The organism is Bartonella sp. CL434QHHD, assembly GCF_042195145.1.
Lineage (GTDB): Bacteria > Pseudomonadota > Alphaproteobacteria > Rhizobiales > Rhizobiaceae > Bartonella.
The window spans coordinates 112,026-130,722 of sequence record NZ_JBHINT010000011.1; the positions used below are offsets into that span (position 1 = coordinate 112,026).

An 18,697-nucleotide genomic window follows, 5' to 3' on the forward strand; every position below is an offset into this window, starting at 1 on the left:
TTAAAAAATATTATAGCATATTGATTTAAAATAATTTTTTGTTTTAAGTGAGCAGACGATTAATGATATCAGCAACATCGCTTGATAATTTTGGCGCAACAGCAATCATTTTTAATTCAGTTTCAAGTTTTTGTTGTCGAATAGGTTCTAATTGTCGCCAAGAGCGCATCATTGTTAATAATCGTGAAGCAAGCTGTGGATTTTTTTTGTCAATTTCCAAAATGACTTGGCAAAGAAAATGATAAGACGCTCCATCCATCCTATTAAAGCCCGTGAGATTGTTAGAGGCAAAAACACCGATTAGGGAACGTACACGATTAGGATTATCTTGTGAAAAAAGCGGATGTTGCATGAGCTTTTGAACATTCTCGAGTGTTGATGTTCCAGCAACCATTGCTTGAATAGAAAACCATTTATCCATGACCAAAGGGTCATGCCGATAGCGGTTTTCAAAATCATTTAAGGCATTTTGTGCCTGCTCACTTTCATTAAAACGCTTCACGAGAACAGCGATACTAGCCATACGGTCAGTCATATTATCAGCTGTTGCATATTGTATAGCAGCTCGATTTGGATTGGCTTCAGCAATGGAAAGGTAATCCAGTATGATATTCTTTAATGCTCGTTTTCCAGCTTGTGCAGTGTTTGGTGAATAGGGCTCTTGGGTTTGCATTTGTCCATAGAATTTTGTTAAGAGCTCTTGATGAGTTTGTGCAAGTGAAGCTAAAAACTGATTGCGGATATAATGAATACGATCTGGGTCAATATTTTTACCGATTGTATGAGCAAGCTCAACTTCACTAGGTAAATTTAAACAGAAGGCACGAAATTCAGGCTCTAAGGTTTCATCTGTTATGATCGTTTCAATCAGCTTTAGCAAAGCAGAAGAGAGAGTTGCTTTTTCTTGTGTTTTATCTTGAATGCTTTGAATCAAAGCTTGCGTCATTAAATGATTAAGAGATTGCCAGCGATTGATGTGATTGTCATCATGTTGTGCAAGAAAAATAAGTTCTCTTTCATTGAATGGAGTGTGTAGAATGATTGGTGCTGAAAAGTCCCGCAGCAGTGATAAAACGGGTTTTTCACGCAGTCCCTTTAATGTAAACGTTTGGCTTTCCTTGGATAAAAGCATAACATCTGATTGAATATCTGTATCTGCTTCATAGGTGAGGTTTTCTCCGTTAGGTCCTAACAAGCCAAATACGATAGGGATAAGCATGGGCTTTTTTGTATTTTGTTGTGGGGTTGCGGGAATATGTTGCTTTGCATGAATTGTTAAAACACCATCGCTATAATGACTATCGATTTCTACATTGGGTGTTCCTGCCTGTTCATACCATAGCATGAATTGGGAGAAGTCTTGACCAGACACTTCAGCAAAACAGGTAATAAAATCTTCAATTGTACAAGCTTGTCCATCATGACGTTGAAAATAAAGATCAGTGCCTTTACGAAACAGAGTAGGACCTAAAATAGTTCGTATCATGCGAACAACTTCAGCACCTTTTTCATAAACAGTTGTGGTGTAAAAATTATTAATTTGGCTATATTGACGAGGACGTACAGGATGCGCAAGAGGTCCTGCGTCTTCTGCAAATTGCGTTGCTTTTAATGCTTTTACATTTTCAATTCTCTGTAGGCTGCGTACATTTTGATCTGATGAAAATTCCTGATCACGATAAACAGTGAATCCTTCTTTTAAACAGAGTTGAAACCAATCGCGACAGGTAACACGATTACCGCTCCAATTATGGAAATATTCATGTGCAATGACACGTTCAACATTTCTATAATCCTGATCGGTTGCTGTTTCAGGATCGACAAGAACATATTTATCATTAAAAACGTTAAGGCCTTTGTTTTCCATTGCTCCCATGTTAAAGTCGGACACAGCAACAATATTGAAAATATCAAGATCATATTCGCGTCCGAAACATTGTTCATCCCAACGCATGGAACGTTTAAGAGCATCCATTGCATAGGTTGCGCGTTCGGTTTTTCCTTTTTCTACATAGATACCAAGCTCGATACGTCGTCCAGATACAGTTGTAAAATGGTCTTCTAACTTATCAAGATCTCCACCTACTAAAGCAAAGAGATAAGATGGTTTGGGATAAGGATCTTCCCAAATGGCAAAATGGCGATTATTCTCTAAAGTTCCTGTTTCCACCAGATTACCATTGGAAAGCAAGATTGGGATTGTTTGGGAATCTGCTTCAATTTTCACTCTATAGGTAGAAAGAACATCTGGGCGGTCGTAAAAATAAGTAATACGACGAAAACCTTCCGATTCGCATTGTGAGCAATAAACACCATTTGAAAGGTAAAGCCCCATAAGTTGGCGGTTGCTTTCAGGATTCAGTTCTGTAACCAATTTCAATGTAAAAGGAGCCGTTGGTGGCGTTGTAATTTCTAAACGTGAAGGCGTCACTTTATAAGTGTTTGGGGCTAATATCTCATCATTAATAGAAACGGAAATTAAAGTAAGATCATCACCAGAAAGAACAAGAGGTGTTAATTCTTTTGTATCGTGACGGGATTCAATAGACAATATGGCTGTAACATAGGTTTTTGTCGGTGCCAATTGGAAAGAAAGTTGTGTTTTAGGGATAACGTAAGGGGTTGGTTGGTAGTCTTCCAAACGATAAATAGATGTTATTGGCTGTTTCATAGTTTTTTCCCATTTGTATTTTAAGAGTTAAAGAAGGGTGTGTTAATTTTAGAAGCAAGATAGGATTAAAGAATTACAAAAGGCTGTCGAGGCGATTTTTTACTTCTAAGAAGTCTATCCATGTAAGCTTCTTTTGACTAGGGGTTCTAAGAAGGTAGGCTGGGTGGAAAGTTGGCATAACAGGTATTTTTATATTATCCTCGCTTTCATAGATATGCCATTTCCCTCTTGTTCGGATAATTCCATTTTGAGATCCAGTAAGAAACTGTGCAGCAACACCTCCCAGTGCTATAAGAACACGAGGACGCGCTAAATAAATGTGCCGTTCAATAAAAGGGCGGCACAAGGCAACTTCTCTTGGTGTTGGTGTACGATTTCCTGGTGGACGCCAAGGAATAGTGTTGGCAATGTAAACATTATTTCTTGTTAAGCCAATTGATGCGAGGATTTTATTAAGCAACATCCCGGCTTTTCCCACAAAAGGAATTCCTTGTATATCCTCGTCTCGTCCTGGTGCTTCGCCTATAAGCATTAGGGGGCTTCCTGCTGTTCCATCTGAAAAACAGGTATTTTTTGCTGTCAATTTTAATGAACAGCCATTAAATGCAAGGAGAGCAGATTTTAATTCATCAAGTGTCTTGGCACTTTTTGCACTCTCTATAGCTGTGGATTCATTTTGTATAGTCCTAGAGTTATGCAGCTGATGATGATCTAATTTTACGGTTGGAGATGTTTTGGGAGATGCTTGTTGATTATGAGAAATGTTCACGACAGATATTAATTTTCTCTCTGAACAAGCAGACTGCTTAAAACGATCAATAGGGAAATCCGTCAGAACGGCATCCGCACCACTTTCTTTATAAAAGTTTAAGAGTTCTTCATAGGAAATTGAGCACGGCGTTTGATTTAACATTTTACTTTTTCTAATGATCTAGCGATTATAGATCAAACAAAATTATCCTTCAAGTTTTATTAAATGTATTCGCTAGCCATTAATGTATAAGAACGCTGATAGGATTCTCTCTTTTCACAAAAAAGGCAAATCGTAAAATGCGAGTGTTCGCGATTATATACATCTTTAAATGTACAATTTGTTTAAATTGCGCTATTTCAACTTTTTAAACAGACTAAACTCATTCATAATAAAAGATTTTTTTACTGAATGCAAGTGGTGTTATAATATTTGTTATCATTGTATTATATATTTAATACTTAATTAAAGTTACTTTTGTAGTATTTTATTTATAAAATAAAGTATAATTTTTTTATTATTATATTTTTTAAATAATTTTTATTAAAAAATAAATATATTAATGAATATATAAATATTAATTTTATATGAGAAAAATACTAAGACATTATAAACTATTTTTACAATGGGTTAAAAGCAATGTGTGGATATATTCTTTTGCTTTTTTTACCGCTGAAATGAGAGGTTCATTTAATGCTAAATGCGCTGCAATAGCGCTTGAGAGAATGCAACCTGTTCCTCGCATTGTTCCTTTTAAACGTGGAGTAGAGATATTTATGACTTCAGTTTTGTCAATGAAGCTATCAATTGCAAGAGGCCCCTCCGCATGTCCCCCTTTTACTAAAATAGAGCGAGCTCCCAATGACAAAAGTTTTTTTGCTTGTTGTATTGCTTGCTTATCATGAGATGCCAATGGACTTTGGCTAAGAAGAGCGAGTTCTTCTCTATTCGGTGTTAAAAGATCAACATGAGGAAGCAGTTTATCGATCATAGTGTCGATGATTGTTTCCGTTATTAGTTTTCCTCCTGATGAAGCGACAAGTACAGGGTCCAAAATAACTGGAACATGGGGATAGTCTTTGAGTACGTTACAGATTGCTGCTATAATTGCTTTTGTCCCCGTCATACCGATTTTTATTGCGCTTATTGGATTTGCTTCTAGGGCAGCACGCATTTGCGCAGCGACGAGGTCTCCACGCATTGGAATGATTTCGACAACGCGATTATCATCTTGTACGTTAACACAAGTAATTGCTAAATTTGCTTTTATTTGAAAATGCGCAGAGGTTTCTATATCACGAACAATACCAGCACCTCCTGTTGGATCAGTGCCCGCAACAATAAGAATGGAAGGTATCAACGCCATGTTTGTGTCACTTTTATCCACTGCTGTACACGCTCTTCAGGTTTTTTATGGAGGATAATATCAGTCACAACAGCAGCACTATTTGCTCCTGCTTTTAAAACACCAACTGCGCGTTCTGGTGTTAAACCACCAATACCCACCAAAGGTAAAGCACCAATCCGCTTTCTCCATTGTTTGATTTTCTCTAATCCTTGCGGCATCCATTTCATTTTTTTTAAGATTGTCGGATAAATAGGACCAAGTGCAATATACTCAGGATTAGCAGAGAGTGCGGTATCCAATTCATGTTCATCATGTGTACTAAGACCAACTTTTATATCACTTTTACGAATTGCGTGAAGATCAGCATTGCTCAGGTCTTCTTGTCCCAGATGAATAAAATTGCACTTTTCATCAATTGCTATTTCCCAATGATCATTAATAATTAATTGTGCTCCCAATTTATTGCATATGTTTTTTGCACGCTTGATATGTTGACGGATTATTTGTTGATTTTCATGTTTCATACGCAATTGTACGAGCTTGATACCAAGAGGAAGCAAACGTTCAATCCAATCAGCGTTATCAACGATGAGGTAAAATGGATCCAGTTTCATGAAAATACTGCTTTTCCAATGATTGGCGTTGAAGGGACTGCTACACTGCGTGCTTCGATCATGCCAGCTTTATATCCCATACGTCCTGCTTGAACAGCTTTAGAAAATGCTTCAGCCATTAAGACAGGATCACCTGCTTTAGCAACTGCGGTATTAAGCAGTACTGCATCATAACCGAGTTCCATCGCAATGGCGGCATGTGATGGGCGTCCAATGCCGGCATCAATAACAAGAGTAGCATCAGGAAGGTAAGCACGGATAGAACGCAATCCATCAGTATTATGAGGTCCTTTGGCAGAACCAATAGGAGCACACCAAGGCATAATAACACGGCAACCAATGTCAAAAAGTTTTTCAGCAACAATGAGATCATCCGTTGTATAGGCAAAAATTTTGAAACCTTCATTGTTTAAAATTTGAGCAGCTTCGATTAAGGAAAAAATATTTGGCTGTAAGGTATCTGAATTACCGATAATTTCGAGTTTAATCCAAGCCGTTTTAAAAAGATCTCTTGCTAATTGGGCTGTGGTTACGGCCTCTTTAACAGTATAACAACCAGCAGTATTAGGAAGCACTGTTACCCCAAGCTCTTGAAGAAATTTCCAAAATTGTCCACCTTGTTTTCCACCTGCAGTTTCACGGCGCAAGGAAACAGTTACAATTTCCGTATTCGATTTATGAATAGCATCACGAAGGATTGCTGGTGAAGGATATTGCGCTGTACCTAATAGAAGACGGGAAGAGAATTGTCGTCCATAAAGATTCAGCATAATTTTAGCCTCCTTGCATTGGGCTTAAAATTTCAATTTTATCTCCTTCATGCAAGACAAATTGGCTTCGTGCATCTATGGGAACAACTTCAGCGTTAACAGCAGTTGCAAGCCAATTTCCTTCATATCCCAATTCTTCAAGCAAGAGACCGAGAGTCATAACTTCTGTTTGGACTGTTTCACCATTAACAAATATTTGCATGTTTTATTCCAATGCCAATTCCATTGCTCGTTTTGCCATTTCTGGAGACAACAGAAAACCATGTCTATAAAATCCATTAATAGAAATAAAGTTACCATCTTTATGCACAGAAGGGAAGTTATTAGGATAACATGGACGAACACCAACGCCAGATTCAATAATTTCTGCTTCAGCAAAAGCAGGATGTAAAGTATAAGCCGCGTTGAGCAGTTCCATCATTGATCTTACAGAGATTGCACCATCAAAGTCACTTTCAATCATCGTTGCACCAATCATAAAAATATTATCTTGTCGAGGTACAATGTAGAGAGGAAACCGTGGATGAAGAAGACGAATTGGACGCGAAATTTTAATATCGGTGCAGCGCACGAGAAGCATTTCACCACGTACGCCCCGTATATTTTTATCTTTTCCTAAACGTGCTATTCCTGTCGCATCAATAACAATATCAAATTTTTTTTCAGCTATTTCTACATCAACAAAACAGGCTCCATTGTTGAGAAGCTTTTCTTTTAAAGCCATAAGTGCTTTGCGAGGATCAATATGGGCTTCATTTTCATAAAAGAGTGCACAGTTAAAACGTTCCGCAAGATCTGGTTCAAGATGAGCTATTTCTGTATTATCTACGGTTTTGTGATTATGCGTACGCACAGAAAATCGTTCAAGCTCTCCTCTATCTCGTGTAGGTGCAACCACTAAAGTGCCTTTTTGTATGACAAGGTTGGGGAGCGTTTTACGCCACCATTGTATAGCTTGTACACCAAGATCTTCAACAATTTGTTCTGCACTTTCCCTTTCACAGTAAGGTGCAAGCATTCCTCCTGCATACCAACTAGCACTTCCTATAGGTGAATGAGGGGGGGCCGATACAGTAACAGAAGCACCTTTTTGCTGTAACATAAAGGCAACTGTTAAGCCGCCTACACCTGCACCTTTGATAAGAATGTTTTTCAACTGTTTACTTTCTTTTTTGAGGAGGAACAGTTTCCATATAAAGGTCACCATTTTTCTGATATTTTTCGGCCATGGCGATCATACCTTCCCCTTTTGTTTTTCTTATTGCAGCTGCCTCACGAATATCATGGGAAATACGCATAGAACAGAATTTTGGTCCACACATGGAACAAAAATGCACTAATTTATGGGCTTCTTTAGGCATTGTCTCATCATGAAAGGCACAGGCTGTTTCTGGATCAAGAGAAAGGTTAAATTGATCGTGCCATCTAAAATCAAATCGTGCACGCGAAAGAGCATTGTCGCGCAGTTGTGCTCTAGGCAAACCTTTAGCAAGGTCAGCGGCATGAGCAGCAATTTTATAAGTGATCACACCAGTTTTTACATCATTCCTATCGGGGAGTCCTAGGTGTTCTTTAGGTGTTACATAACACAACATAGCAGTTCCAAACCATCCAATCATAGCGGCACCAATTGCTGATGTAATATGGTCATAACCAGGAGCAATGTCCGTTGTAAGAGGTCCCAAAGTATAAAAAGGCGCCTCATGACAAAGATCTAATTGTTGCTCCATATTTTCTTTAATTTTGTGCATTGGGACATGCCCAGGACCTTCAATCATAACCTGTACATCTTTTTTCCAAGCAATTTTTGTCAATTCTCCCAAAGTTTTAAGCTCTGCAAATTGGGCTTCATCATTGGCATCGGCAATAGAGCCAGGGCGCAATCCATCCCCCAATGAAAGAGAGATATCATATGTTTTTGCAACATCACAAATTTCATCAAAATGTTCATAGAGAAAGCTTTCTTTGTGATGATGGAGACACCATTTTGCCATAATAGAACCGCCTCGTGAAACAATACCTGTTACACGATCAATGGTCATAGGAATAAATGGTAATCTTAATCCTGCATGAATGGTAAAATAATCAACACCTTGCTCTGCTTGCTCAATAAGGGTATCACGGAAAATATCCCATGTTAAGTTTTCGGCAATACCCTGTACTTTTTCGAGTGCTTGATAAAGAGGGACTGTTCCGATGGGCACAGGAGAATTTCGGATAATCCATTCACGAATATTGTGAATATTTCGTCCTGTAGAGAGATCCATAACTGTATCTGCTCCCCAGCGAATGGCCCAAACCATTTTATCAACTTCTTCTTCCATAGATGACGTTACTGCTGAATTACCAATATTGGCATTAATTTTAACACGGAAATTACGCCCAATAATCATGGGTTCGCACTCTGGATGATTAATGTTTTGTGGAATAATGGCGCGTCCACAAGCAATTTCATTGCGAACAAATTCGGCAGTATAAATTTCTGGTATTGATCCAGAAAATGTTTCATTTGATGGTACATTCTGCCGTTCTTTTACTGCTAATCCTTCATTTTCTCGTATAGCCACATATTCCATTTCTTCGGTAATAATGCCTGCGCGTGCGTAAGCCATTTGTGTAATTGCTTTGCCATTTTTTGCTCGTAAAATAGGACGTTTTTGTTTAAAGGCTGGTGTAAGGTTTTTATCAGAAGTCAATCCATTATCTTCAGGTTTAACTAATCGTGCAGGATAAGTTTCAGTATCATCCCGCTTAGAGAGCCAAGGCAAGCTAATTGCCGGCAAGCCTTTTGTAATATCAATGATCATATCTTTATCTGTGTAGGGGCCAGAAGTATCGTAGACGTTTAAAGGTTTTTCACCACTGCCATCAGTCAGTGAAATTTCACGCAATGGTACGCGCACATCAGAAAAGAGAAGGCTCTGTTGATAAATTTTGCGTGAAGCGGGAAAGGGGCTACAACTGATTGATGGAGTATTTTTCTGCACAAACTTTTTCCTTATAGACACAGAGTTCAAAAATAGGTTGCGATGTTAATGGAGTTACGATGTTAATGGAGATGTATTCAAATTATCAATCACGAGCATTCGGGTGAATAGGAATAATATTGCTTTGTAGCAAAGAAAATCCAATACAGCTCAAGCAAAGTTATTTTGAAAATTGATACAATATCTATTCTAATATTTGCATGCCTCCTCCCACTTGAAGTATTTTTGTTAATACGAATATGGTTGGCTTAAATATCTATATTGTCAATCATAAAAATATATTTTAAACGATTTTGGTGTGTTTTTAAGAGTGTAAATAGATATTATGAAGTGATAAACTATGATATTGAAGCTTTTATAAACCAGAATAAAGTTAAAAACGGATTATCAGGGAAAAAGTAGATAGTTTATGGCTCTGATTGAGATTTTTTTCATATTAAAATAATAACTCAGAATACCATAAGATTCTCTCATCATACATCTTTTCATATAAAATCACTTCCTTGCACGTCATAAGTGGGGGCGTATGGGGCAAAACACTTGAAGAAAGGAAGCCAAATGTCATTTAATGAACATTCTAAGATGTGAGGACTGTCAAAACGTGGGGGACAGTAAAATGTATAATGGGTTCCAGCTTGTATCTTCAAAAGCTTAACGCTGATGATCTATAATGGCTTACTATTTTATTATTGATGTGCGCTGTCGTAAAATAAAAGGAGTATATTTTGAGCAATATTTCTTAAAAAAGTGTGTAATATGCAATATCATTATATTTTGTTTGGGGCATTCTATTCTTCATGAGGGGGATGTTCCCATTAAGAATGCGATAAACAAAAGCGTGAAACAATACCTAATCTTTATTATTAAAAATAATATTGTTTTGAATGTTTTGAAAATCGTAAGCTGAATTAAAAAATGATGATGAAAATGAACAAAGGCTTTTTATCTTGAAATTTCATCAACAATTTTAAATAGTTGGAAGAGAGAGGAAAGCAAAAGGATGTATCTCAGCACAAAAGTATACGTAAATTCATTAATTAGTTTGCAATAGAAATGCGTGCAAAGCGCTGTGTTTTAGCTTAAGACGAGGTGAAAATTCATTTTCTGAGACATAAAGCTCTTTGTTTTCAAGGTAAAGTTATTCAAGTGTCATGTGATATCGTGCAACAATATTACAGATAAGAAATCACTAATTATATACAAAAAGCTTTCTAATTATAATGAAGTGCTCTTATTATTATAATACAACAAGAGAAAAATTGAGAAAATTTGCGTCAAAAAAAATTTTAAACACTAAAATAGGTAATAATTAAAATAAACACAAACACAGAATTATTATAATGATGATTAATAAAGCCGAAAACCAATTTTTGAATAAGTAGGGAATTATGAGGAAGAGTAACCAAATTCCCACCAATATTACTATTATTAACAGTATTATAAATGGTAGCCATATAAAAGCTGCAGCTATACAGCCAGTGATGATTGGTGCACCCCAAAGATAGACAAATGTGTTGACAAGAGATTCATAAATAAATTCGTTAGTGAATTCTTTATCTGCAGTATCATAGCATTCTATAATCGCTTTGCATTACCCCACTCACATCATAAAACTCGTTATGCACCTTATGAAGGATATAAAAACAGCTTATCTTTTAAATCTTGTTAAAAAGATCATATTTAAGTAGTGCAATTATACTAAATAATGAGGTAAATGCTGGAAGGAATAGAAAAGGACACCTAAACTATTCTTTTTTCAATTCTACTGTAACGATTTTAAGCATCCCCCCAATGAAAAGATTGTAAACAAAAATCCTAATATACTGCATACGATAAGATCTCCAAAACTCATATTTCCATCTTTCTTTTTGAGTGTTGGTTTTGTTGATTCATCAATACGTATTATATTTTGTAGAATAGATCACATTTTATTCATGTATTGTAAGGTTATATATTAGCGTTATGTATGTAAAAAGTCTGGAATTTCTGAGTTTTTTATTACCTAAAGAAAATGTTTCTGACATTAGAAAATATAGCAATAACTTCAAAAACAGTAAAAATAACCCCATCGAGAGCTGGTAAAGGGTGTAGCTAATAAATGATGTGTATTTTAAAGGGAAGATAGAAGTTAAAGGTGCAGAGAACACTGAAAATAAAGTCGGTAATGAGTGGAGGGGATATTTTATTTGGAAAAAACAAGCCATGGATAGACCAATTGTCTGGCTACTTATGCAAGATTTTGTAAGGTGTTTTCTTTGATAGTTAAGGGTATAGCAAGTGTTAAATCGATGGAGCGTATTTTTTGTTTGGATTGATGAAGCAGATGAGTTAGAAAAACAGTTTAGAGAATGCTTTTTGATATTGCCATGAATTAAGAAGGACACCAATAATTGCAAGATGTTGTTTAGAATGATTTATTGTTCTTGCAAAAAAGATATACATATAATAATATATAGAGGCAGATGTGCTAAGTGTGGGAGGGGAAAAGTTGGTTATGGGGCGTTTAAAAAACAAGGATATTGTTCATAAAAATTGGGGGAGGGCGCTAGGTTATGCTTTTTAATTTTTTCCGGATCGGATACAACCTTCAAATTTTGTGAAGGTGTGTAGTGTTTCTTTAGTATTTCAAAGTATTTCTTTTCAGTTCAATGAAAGCGTGAGGAAATAGCCATATTGAATATATTCTCTATGATGTATTTAGATTGAACAAAAGCTTGTTCAAAAAAACATTGGTGATAATCCTGTAACACAATTTCAGGAATAAATTGAATAAAATAGAACAAAGTATCTGCATGTGAATAAAAACATAATGAAGCATGCAAAAAATTTGAAGCTAATTTTAAAATTTTAATACAAATGATAGCTAAAAGATAGAATTTCTTTGTTTAAAATATATGGTATAAAATATCGACGAGATAGATTTAAACTATTGAAAAAATAAAAAAAGATAATGTTTAAGTCAGAAACTTTCTATGTGGGTGATAAGTTATTACATTCAGTAATGGTTATATTAAATCCATAATAAGAAAAATTTTGAACAGTATTTATAAATTTTGCAACAAGATGCAAGATTTGAGAAATAATTATATAACAACAGCAAAGCAACAAAACAAGATACTGAGTAACCTCAAATGAGGTGGTTACATTACACATTAGAAGAGAAAGCATTAATACTAATGTTATGAAAAGCGTCTGGTGAATTTAGGTTATAAAATTGGAAGGAGTGAAGAGAGATAAAATGCGTAAATACGGATGGTACAGTGGTTATGATGTACCAATCAACAGCGTCCGCACATTTTAGTGCACAGAACGAGAAATTGTTAGAAAAACTATGAAAATAATGGGGGATTTAAAATGTCTAATATTTACGATTGGTCTCTAAAGGCTGATGAAAATGCTTATTCAGATAGTATCATTAATTGGGCAGAAGGTCAGCCGCCTAGTTCTGTTAATGATAGTGCACGGGCGATGATGCAGCGCGTACGTGAATATCTTGCAGATAATGGAGGATCTATTAATTCAAGCTTTACAGTAAATGTGGATGATAAAACAACATTAATTACTTTAAAGACAGTTTCGCCTATAAAGAAATACAACAATGATATCGTCATACGTTTTAAAGCTTGTGGTGTAAATATTGGCGCTACAACCATAACTGTTAATAATATAGAAGAAAAGCTTATCTATAAAGCCACTGATGTGGGGGTTATACCATTAGAAGGTGGAGAATTTCAAACAGATGGCATTTATGAAATGGTATACAATAATGGTGTTTTAATAAAAGAGCATGAGGGTTGGTATTTATTAAATCCTACACCACCAAAGATAGAAAGTTTTCCCGCTGGATTCATTGCAACATTTGCTATGCAAAATGTGCCAAATGGTTGGCTTTTATGTGATGGTAAGGCCTATAAGCGTGAAGATTATCCGCAGTTATTCAAGGCAATAGGTGATAAATGGGGAAAAGACAGCAATAAAACTTTTAAAGTTCCTGATTTTAGAGGCATGTTTTTACGCGGCTTTGATAATGGTCGGGGTTTAGATGGTGGTAGAAAGTTTGCAGATGAACAACAAGATAGCATAAAATTGCATACGCATATTGGGAGCATTGAAAACGCAGGCGAGCATGCACACAATTTTGAGTATCAAGGGGTAGGCTGGCCCGTTGGTGATATTGGGAGACTCCCGAATCATTATACTTATAATGCGACCCTGAAAGGGAGAACAGCTTCTGCTGGTGCACATACACACAAGGTAACTCTTTCCCATACGGGTGAGGCAGAAACGCGCCCTGTTAATACAACCGTTGTCTATGCTATAAAATCATGAGTATGGTCGGGTCCATAAATAATCTATAGACCTTGATAATTTTGTTAACGCGGAGCAATTCCGCGTTATTTTCTATACATATGAAGAGGACATCTATATTGTTAATAGGATACTTGAGAGAGTCAAAAAACAATTTAAAAATGATTGAAAGAAAGAGTTAAGGATATAATTTATTTTATAATTGTATGATAACATAGGGAAAATATGTAAAAATCATTTAAACTGTACCGTGAAGTGATCTAGAGATACATTTTTTCATAAGGTGTTTTGATAGGGGGTAAGGTGATAAAATTATTCAACCTGAGGCATAAATAAAGTACAATATTTTAACGTTTTTTTGTGCAAAAACAGCATACCCCCGTATGAGTTAATTCATCTTATAAAGATATCTCTCACCTTGTTGTCGATTTCATTTCTTTGCATTGCCATGGTGGAGGCTTTATCTGTAAATGATAGTACTCCTTGAGTGGAATCATCATTATGCTTGTGAAGCAGAAGACAAACGCTATTTCTATACTCTCTCCTCATCCCTATATTTCGCATTGTTTTTGCATTAGGGGGCTTACAAGAAGCGTTATTGAGTTTATTTTAAAGTTTTTATTCAATAGGTTAATTCTTTGTGATATGCCAATAAACAATTTTTTAATAGAAAGAGAAAAGTAAAAAATATTAGTATAAATTAATATTTATTTATAAAAAAAGTTAAAGTATATGTGTTATAAAGAAGATGTTACTATTAAAGCTACAAACAAATCTTTTGTGGAGGGGAGAAAAGTACTTGATTTCTATATGGTCCTTAGAAGATATAAATAATACACCCGTTATTATAACAAAGGCATTTGTACGCATTTCTTGAATCATTTTTATAAAGATAAAAGTGATAGAAAGAGTAGGAAAACGCATATTTATGTTGTATAAATTCGTATTATCTAACAGTTTGATAGCAAAACAAAACTTCACATGTTTTTAGTTACGTAAAATCTTGAAAGATTTTAAACTGGTAGTTTTTTCAAAAAATATCTTTAGGGTGCTTGGTCTTCTTTTTTAATGATAGATGACAAAAAGGAGTTCATATAAAAATAAAAAAGATTCTTGAATATTTGCGTGTTTTATTTTGCTATGGACTTTAGTTTTTAGATTGAAGCCGACAGCTTAGAGATCTAATTTCATAGGAGGATGCCGTTTGAGGGAGTATAAAAGGGATATCTTCTTTAGGTAATTCAGAAACGTTTAAAGAACAATGATAAACATTGCGGAGATTTTGTGTTGTCAAAACATTAGTTGCATTTCCTTCGCAATAAATCTCACCTTCCTTGAGCAAGATCATGTTATCTGCATAATGTGCCGCGAGATTGAGGTCATGAAGAACAGCAAGAACGCCGCCACCAGAATAGGAAAATTGTTTAGCAATATCCATAACGATGATTTGATGTTGAATATCGAGGCTAGCAATAGGTTCATCTAATATCATCCAGCGAGGAATCCCATTATGAACAGGTTTCCAGACTTGGCAAAGTACACGGGCAAGTTGTACTCTAGCTTGTTCTCCGCCTGATAATTGGTGATAATACAGGTTGCCATAATCAGAAAGGTCAACGCACTCTAAAGCTTTCTGGATAAGATTTTGCAATTCGGCTGTGGCAAAGGTAAATTGGTTTACAGAAAGACCAAGTCCTACAACTTCATGGACTAAGAATGGAAATACGAGCGTTGTTGATTGTGGTAGTACAGCGCGCATTTTTGCCATTACATGAGTTTTTGTTTGGCATACATTATAACCATTTAAGGTTATTTTTCCACTGTAAGGAATTTCACCACTCAGAGCTTTGATAAAAGTACTTTTTCCTGATCCATTAGGACCAATAATAATGGTAAAAGCGCCACTTTTAGCTTGAAGATTAATGTGTTTAAGAATCTTCTTCTTTCCGCGCTGAACACAAATATTTGTCGCTTCAATCATGAAAAGTCTGTTCCTCGTTTGCATATAAGGATCCATAGAAAGAAAGGTGCACCAAAAAGTGCTGTTACAATCCCAATCGGCAATTCTGCGGGGGCAACAATTAAGCGTGCAAACATATCAGCAAAAATAAGTAATGCTGCTCCCAGGAGAGCAGAGCAAGGAATGAGATAGCGATGATCAGGACCTATGAGCTGACGTAAAATATGAGGAACAATAATACCAATAAAACCAATACCACCACTGACAGCAACAGCACTACCACACATAAGAGCAACAAGGGGAATAGCAATATTTTTGACGCGTTGAATATGGAAACCAATATGGCCAGCAACAGCTTCTCCAAGAGCAAGGGCATTAAGTGCTCGTGATAAAAAGGGAGAGAAAAGAAGACCAATAACGATAAAAGGAAGAACGAGCCATACTTTTAACCATGTAGCGCCCGCAAGAGAGCCAAGACTCCAAAAAGTGATATCACGCAGTTGTTGGTCATTTGCGACAAAAATCAATGTTCCGACAACTGCACTGCTTAATGCACCAAGAGCAATACCAGCAAGCAGCATGGTTGCAATAGAGGTAAAGCTATTATGCGTTGCTATTATGTAGAGAATAATCGTTGATAAAAGTCCACCAAAAAAAGCACCTATGATAACTTTATAAGGCTCTAGAAAAGGTGCAAATGAAACAGGAAAAGCAATGCCGACAACAATTGCTAAGACTGCTCCAAGTCCAGCACCTGCTGATACACCTACAATTCCGGGATCTGCAAGAGGATTACGAAAAAGCCCTTGCATAAGAACACCGGAGACAGCTAAAGCTGCTCCAATCAATAATCCCAAGATAACACGGGGAAGCCTTATGTCTATGAGCACGAGGTAATCACGCGTTTTACTACTTACCGAAAAATCTTGTGTAAGCATCACATGGAGGAGATCAACGAAAGAAACTTTTGCAGCACCATTCAAGAGCCCACCAAAAATACTGAAGATAAGGAAGATTATTAAGCTTAATAATAAAATCTTCCCCTGCTTTGAACGGCTTATTTTTTTACCTTCTTTTGCTTCAGGTAAATGCATCATGGATGTACCGTCTACCATTTTTATCAGCTCTTACCGTTTTGATTTGCACCATAAAGTATCTCAATAAGCTCTCTTGATGCGTCTGCAGTGCGTGGACCAAATCCCAAAAAATACATGGCATCCATCTGTTTTATGGCATGATTTTTTGCTGCAGTTGTTGCTTGAACTGCCGGTATGGCTAAAATCTTATCAATGCTGGTTGATCTTGCACCATGTTTTACAAGTAAGATAACATCGGGATCTGATTTCAATAACGCTTCGCCGTTGAGAAGTTTATATCCTTTATAATCGGTGATAGCATTGATAGCGCCTGAAAGTTTTATCATACTATCAGCTGCAGTACCTGTTCCAGATGCCATGACGCGTCCATTTTGCACAGAGAAAACAAAAAGAACACGCTTTGGTCTTGTTACTTTCGCCAAAAGCGCATCGTTATCTAAAAAATTACGCTTCAATTTCTCAATTAACGCCGCGGCTTGCACTTCCCGATGAATGGCTTGACCAACGAGGCGAATCTTTTCTATCACATTTTCACGGGAGTAGTCTTCTGGTATGATCACCAGAGGTATCGATGTTTTTTTGAGAATATCAATTGTTGAAGCGGGACCGCTTCCTTCAACAAGCAATATACCCTCTGGAGCAAGTGATAAAACACCCTCAGGTGAAAGAGCACGCATATATCCAAGCACAGGAAGCTTGAGCGCTTCTTGTGGGTAGACACTTGTACTATCACGGGCGACAAGTTGATCTTGGGCTCCTAATGCATAGACAATTTCTGTAAGTGCTCCGCCGATAGAAACAATTCGAGCATTTTCAGGAAAACGCGTTGCAGGTTCAGCAATTACTTGTTTAGAAAAACAAGTAAGAGAGAGCAGTAAACACATAAGAAAAAGGTTTGATAACCTATGTAAAAGAGATATGAACATGTCCAACCTTACCTTATCTTAGTTACTGCTGTTTTCTTGGCATGATGGCAAACTATTCAATAAAGAGCGCCAATCGTCACGTTCTTTTTGTCCCTCCTTGCGTACGCCAAAGAATTGAATAACCATCTCATCAGCTTTATCGAAAACTTCAAGTGAGCTGACATACCCATCAATCGTAGGCTTGCGAACACGCCATACCTTATAAAATCCAGAAACGAGTAAATGGAGGTGAAATTTCTGATCGAGAACATTAAGCCAAGGTCCCATTTGCTTAATGTTCTTTACTTGCCCAGTGAAAATTTGAATACATCCTTTATTACCAACAAAACACATAATTGGTAACTCTTGTTGTGCAACTTGTCTGAGCATCATTTCAACAGCTTCTATTTTTAACTCATCGGCAAACTCATTTCCGACATGTTTTACAGCATCATGTCGATTAATTTTCAGTTCAGAAATAATCTCATGAAGTTGATGTACATCAGTCATCTGGCGCCAACGATCTCGGAACTTTTCAACATCCAGCTTTGTCGTATCACATTGTACTGGAGTAAGAACGGGAGAAATATCAAGTACAGGTGATTGATCGTCATGAAGCAACTTTTCAACAAGTGCAGCCCATTCATCCATATTTGTTGCGTCTTTAGAATAGAGTTTGAAAATGGCAATGCCATATTGATCAAAGAATTGCAAACTTTTCATAGGTGTTCCGAGAATAATCACATCATGCTCGAAACCAAACTTCCATTTTTTTGAAAAAACACGCAAGTCAATTTCACCGAGTGTTATCGGGATATGCTGGCTTTGAACAATTTTCTCAAAACATCCTGTTATTTCATGGACAGCATTATCATTCCGTGTCAATGCCATAACTGTGCCAAGTTTAGGAGCATTTTCCAAGAGAGTAGCGACATCAGCGCGTAGTTTTTTTGCTTTTCCAATTGTACAATAAGCCGCAATGAGTTCTGCTTCGGATATACCAATAGAGTCCGCGAAATCGCGGTTACGCATCTCTTTTTTTTCTTCACGCAAGCGAATAATCATTTCGGCTGTGTATGACATGGGCTTATCCTTATGTTACCTGTTTGAGGGTTAATTGTTTAATTTTTCAACTCAAAGACAGTAAGTCGAACCACTATCAACTAATGGTTCAACCTACTACCAAATAAGCCCTTTTTTTATTAACAGTAGAACAATAAAAACCGATAAATTGCAAAAAGCTAAAGCGTAAACCTCAAAATCTGTTGTTTAGAGAACAAGAAGAA

The 18,697-nt window shown here is 36.5% G+C and carries 13 protein-coding genes; 1 reads left to right on the forward strand and 12 read right to left on the reverse strand.

What is annotated here, in order from left to right; all coding sequences use genetic code 11:
* Nucleotides 1-43: 43 nt before the first annotated feature.
* From pepN to thiC, 8 genes are all read right to left on the reverse strand, one after another.
* Entirely contained in the window at nt 44-2,671 is a 2,628-nt protein-coding gene (pepN, locus tag ACFILN_RS01815) for an aminopeptidase N (RefSeq protein WP_375660527.1), read from the reverse strand.
* 73 nt (nt 2,672-2,744) lie between these two features.
* Complete coding sequence (locus ACFILN_RS01820; RefSeq protein ID WP_273791211.1) at nt 2,745-3,584, reverse strand: uracil-DNA glycosylase family protein; 840 nt, start codon at nt 3,582-3,584, stop codon at nt 2,745-2,747.
* A gap of 445 nt (nt 3,585-4,029) precedes the next feature.
* Nucleotides 4,030-4,788 carry a hydroxymethylpyrimidine/phosphomethylpyrimidine kinase gene (locus ACFILN_RS01825; RefSeq protein WP_273791118.1) on the reverse strand — a complete coding sequence of 253 codons (759 nt, stop codon included), beginning with the start codon at nt 4,786-4,788 and terminating at the stop codon, nt 4,030-4,032.
* Nucleotides 4,779-5,384, reverse strand: a complete 606-nt coding sequence (locus tag ACFILN_RS01830) for a thiamine phosphate synthase (protein ID WP_273791117.1) — start codon at nt 5,382-5,384, stop codon at nt 4,779-4,781. Before ACFILN_RS01830 ends, ACFILN_RS01825 begins: the two co-directional genes overlap by 10 nt.
* Nucleotides 5,381-6,154, reverse strand: a complete 774-nt coding sequence (locus ACFILN_RS01835; RefSeq protein WP_273791116.1) for a thiazole synthase — start codon at nt 6,152-6,154, stop codon at nt 5,381-5,383. The genes ACFILN_RS01830 and ACFILN_RS01835 overlap by 4 nt, the downstream gene beginning before the upstream one ends.
* Nucleotides 6,155-6,158: 4 nt before the next feature.
* A complete protein-coding gene (gene thiS, locus ACFILN_RS01840) occupies nt 6,159-6,356 on the reverse strand; it encodes a sulfur carrier protein ThiS (protein ID WP_273791115.1) in 198 nt (65 codons plus the stop codon).
* A gap of 3 nt (nt 6,357-6,359) precedes the next feature.
* Nucleotides 6,360-7,310, reverse strand: a complete 951-nt coding sequence (gene thiO, locus ACFILN_RS01845) for a glycine oxidase ThiO (protein WP_273791114.1) — start codon at nt 7,308-7,310, stop codon at nt 6,360-6,362.
* A gap of 4 nt (nt 7,311-7,314) precedes the next feature.
* The gene (gene thiC, locus ACFILN_RS01850) at nt 7,315-9,141 is read right to left on the reverse strand and encodes a phosphomethylpyrimidine synthase ThiC (RefSeq protein WP_375670742.1); all 1,827 of its coding nucleotides are present in this window, start codon (nt 9,139-9,141) and stop codon (nt 7,315-7,317) included.
* A gap of 3,354 nt (nt 9,142-12,495) precedes the next feature.
* Here thiC and ACFILN_RS01855 point away from each other — a divergent pair.
* The gene (locus tag ACFILN_RS01855; RefSeq protein WP_375670744.1) at nt 12,496-13,470 is read left to right on the forward strand and encodes a tail fiber protein; all 975 of its coding nucleotides are present in this window, start codon (nt 12,496-12,498) and stop codon (nt 13,468-13,470) included.
* A 1,126-nt stretch (nt 13,471-14,596) separates the two neighbouring features.
* On the opposite strand, the gene ACFILN_RS01860 is transcribed toward ACFILN_RS01855, so the two are convergent.
* Genes ACFILN_RS01860 through ACFILN_RS01875 form a run of 4 tightly spaced genes read right to left on the reverse strand, consistent with a single transcriptional unit; the run spans nt 14,597 to nt 18,494 of the window.
* The gene (locus tag ACFILN_RS01860; protein ID WP_375637393.1) at nt 14,597-15,430 is read right to left on the reverse strand and encodes a heme ABC transporter ATP-binding protein; all 834 of its coding nucleotides are present in this window, start codon (nt 15,428-15,430) and stop codon (nt 14,597-14,599) included.
* Complete coding sequence (locus ACFILN_RS01865; protein ID WP_375630798.1) at nt 15,427-16,524, reverse strand: FecCD family ABC transporter permease; 1,098 nt, start codon at nt 16,522-16,524, stop codon at nt 15,427-15,429. The genes ACFILN_RS01860 and ACFILN_RS01865 overlap by 4 nt, the downstream gene beginning before the upstream one ends.
* A gap of 5 nt (nt 16,525-16,529) precedes the next feature.
* Complete coding sequence (locus ACFILN_RS01870; RefSeq protein WP_273791109.1) at nt 16,530-17,432, reverse strand: hemin ABC transporter substrate-binding protein; 903 nt, start codon at nt 17,430-17,432, stop codon at nt 16,530-16,532.
* An 18-nt stretch (nt 17,433-17,450) separates the two neighbouring features.
* Nucleotides 17,451-18,494, reverse strand: coding sequence for a hemin-degrading factor (locus ACFILN_RS01875; protein ID WP_375659685.1), 1,044 nt, complete (start codon nt 18,492-18,494; stop codon nt 17,451-17,453).
* Nucleotides 18,495-18,697: the final 203 nt, after the last annotated feature.

Excerpts from the sequence above, each read along its gene's own strand:
- ACFILN_RS01870 (WP_273791109.1), bottom strand. The coding sequence starts at position 17,432 with ATGTTCATATCTCTTTTACATAGGTTATCAAACCTTTTTCTTATGTGT.
- ACFILN_RS01860 (WP_375637393.1), bottom strand. The coding sequence starts at position 15,430 with ATGATTGAAGCGACAAATATTTGTGTTCAGCGCGGAAAGAAGAAGATT.
- ACFILN_RS01825 (WP_273791118.1), bottom strand. The coding sequence starts at position 4,788 with ATGGCGTTGATACCTTCCATTCTTATTGTTGCGGGCACTGATCCAACA.
- thiS (WP_273791115.1), bottom strand. The coding sequence starts at position 6,356 with ATGCAAATATTTGTTAATGGTGAAACAGTCCAAACAGAAGTTATGACT.
- ACFILN_RS01865 (WP_375630798.1), bottom strand. The coding sequence starts at position 16,524 with ATGGTAGACGGTACATCCATGATGCATTTACCTGAAGCAAAAGAAGGT.
- ACFILN_RS01875 (WP_375659685.1), bottom strand. The coding sequence starts at position 18,494 with ATGTCATACACAGCCGAAATGATTATTCGCTTGCGTGAAGAAAAAAAA.
- ACFILN_RS01835 (WP_273791116.1), bottom strand. The coding sequence starts at position 6,154 with ATGCTGAATCTTTATGGACGACAATTCTCTTCCCGTCTTCTATTAGGT.
- ACFILN_RS01820 (WP_273791211.1), bottom strand. The coding sequence starts at position 3,584 with ATGTTAAATCAAACGCCGTGCTCAATTTCCTATGAAGAACTCTTAAAC.
- ACFILN_RS01855 (WP_375670744.1), top strand. The coding sequence starts at position 12,496 with ATGTCTAATATTTACGATTGGTCTCTAAAGGCTGATGAAAATGCTTAT.
- pepN (WP_375660527.1), bottom strand. The coding sequence starts at position 2,671 with ATGAAACAGCCAATAACATCTATTTATCGTTTGGAAGACTACCAACCA.
- ACFILN_RS01830 (WP_273791117.1), bottom strand. The coding sequence starts at position 5,384 with ATGAAACTGGATCCATTTTACCTCATCGTTGATAACGCTGATTGGATT.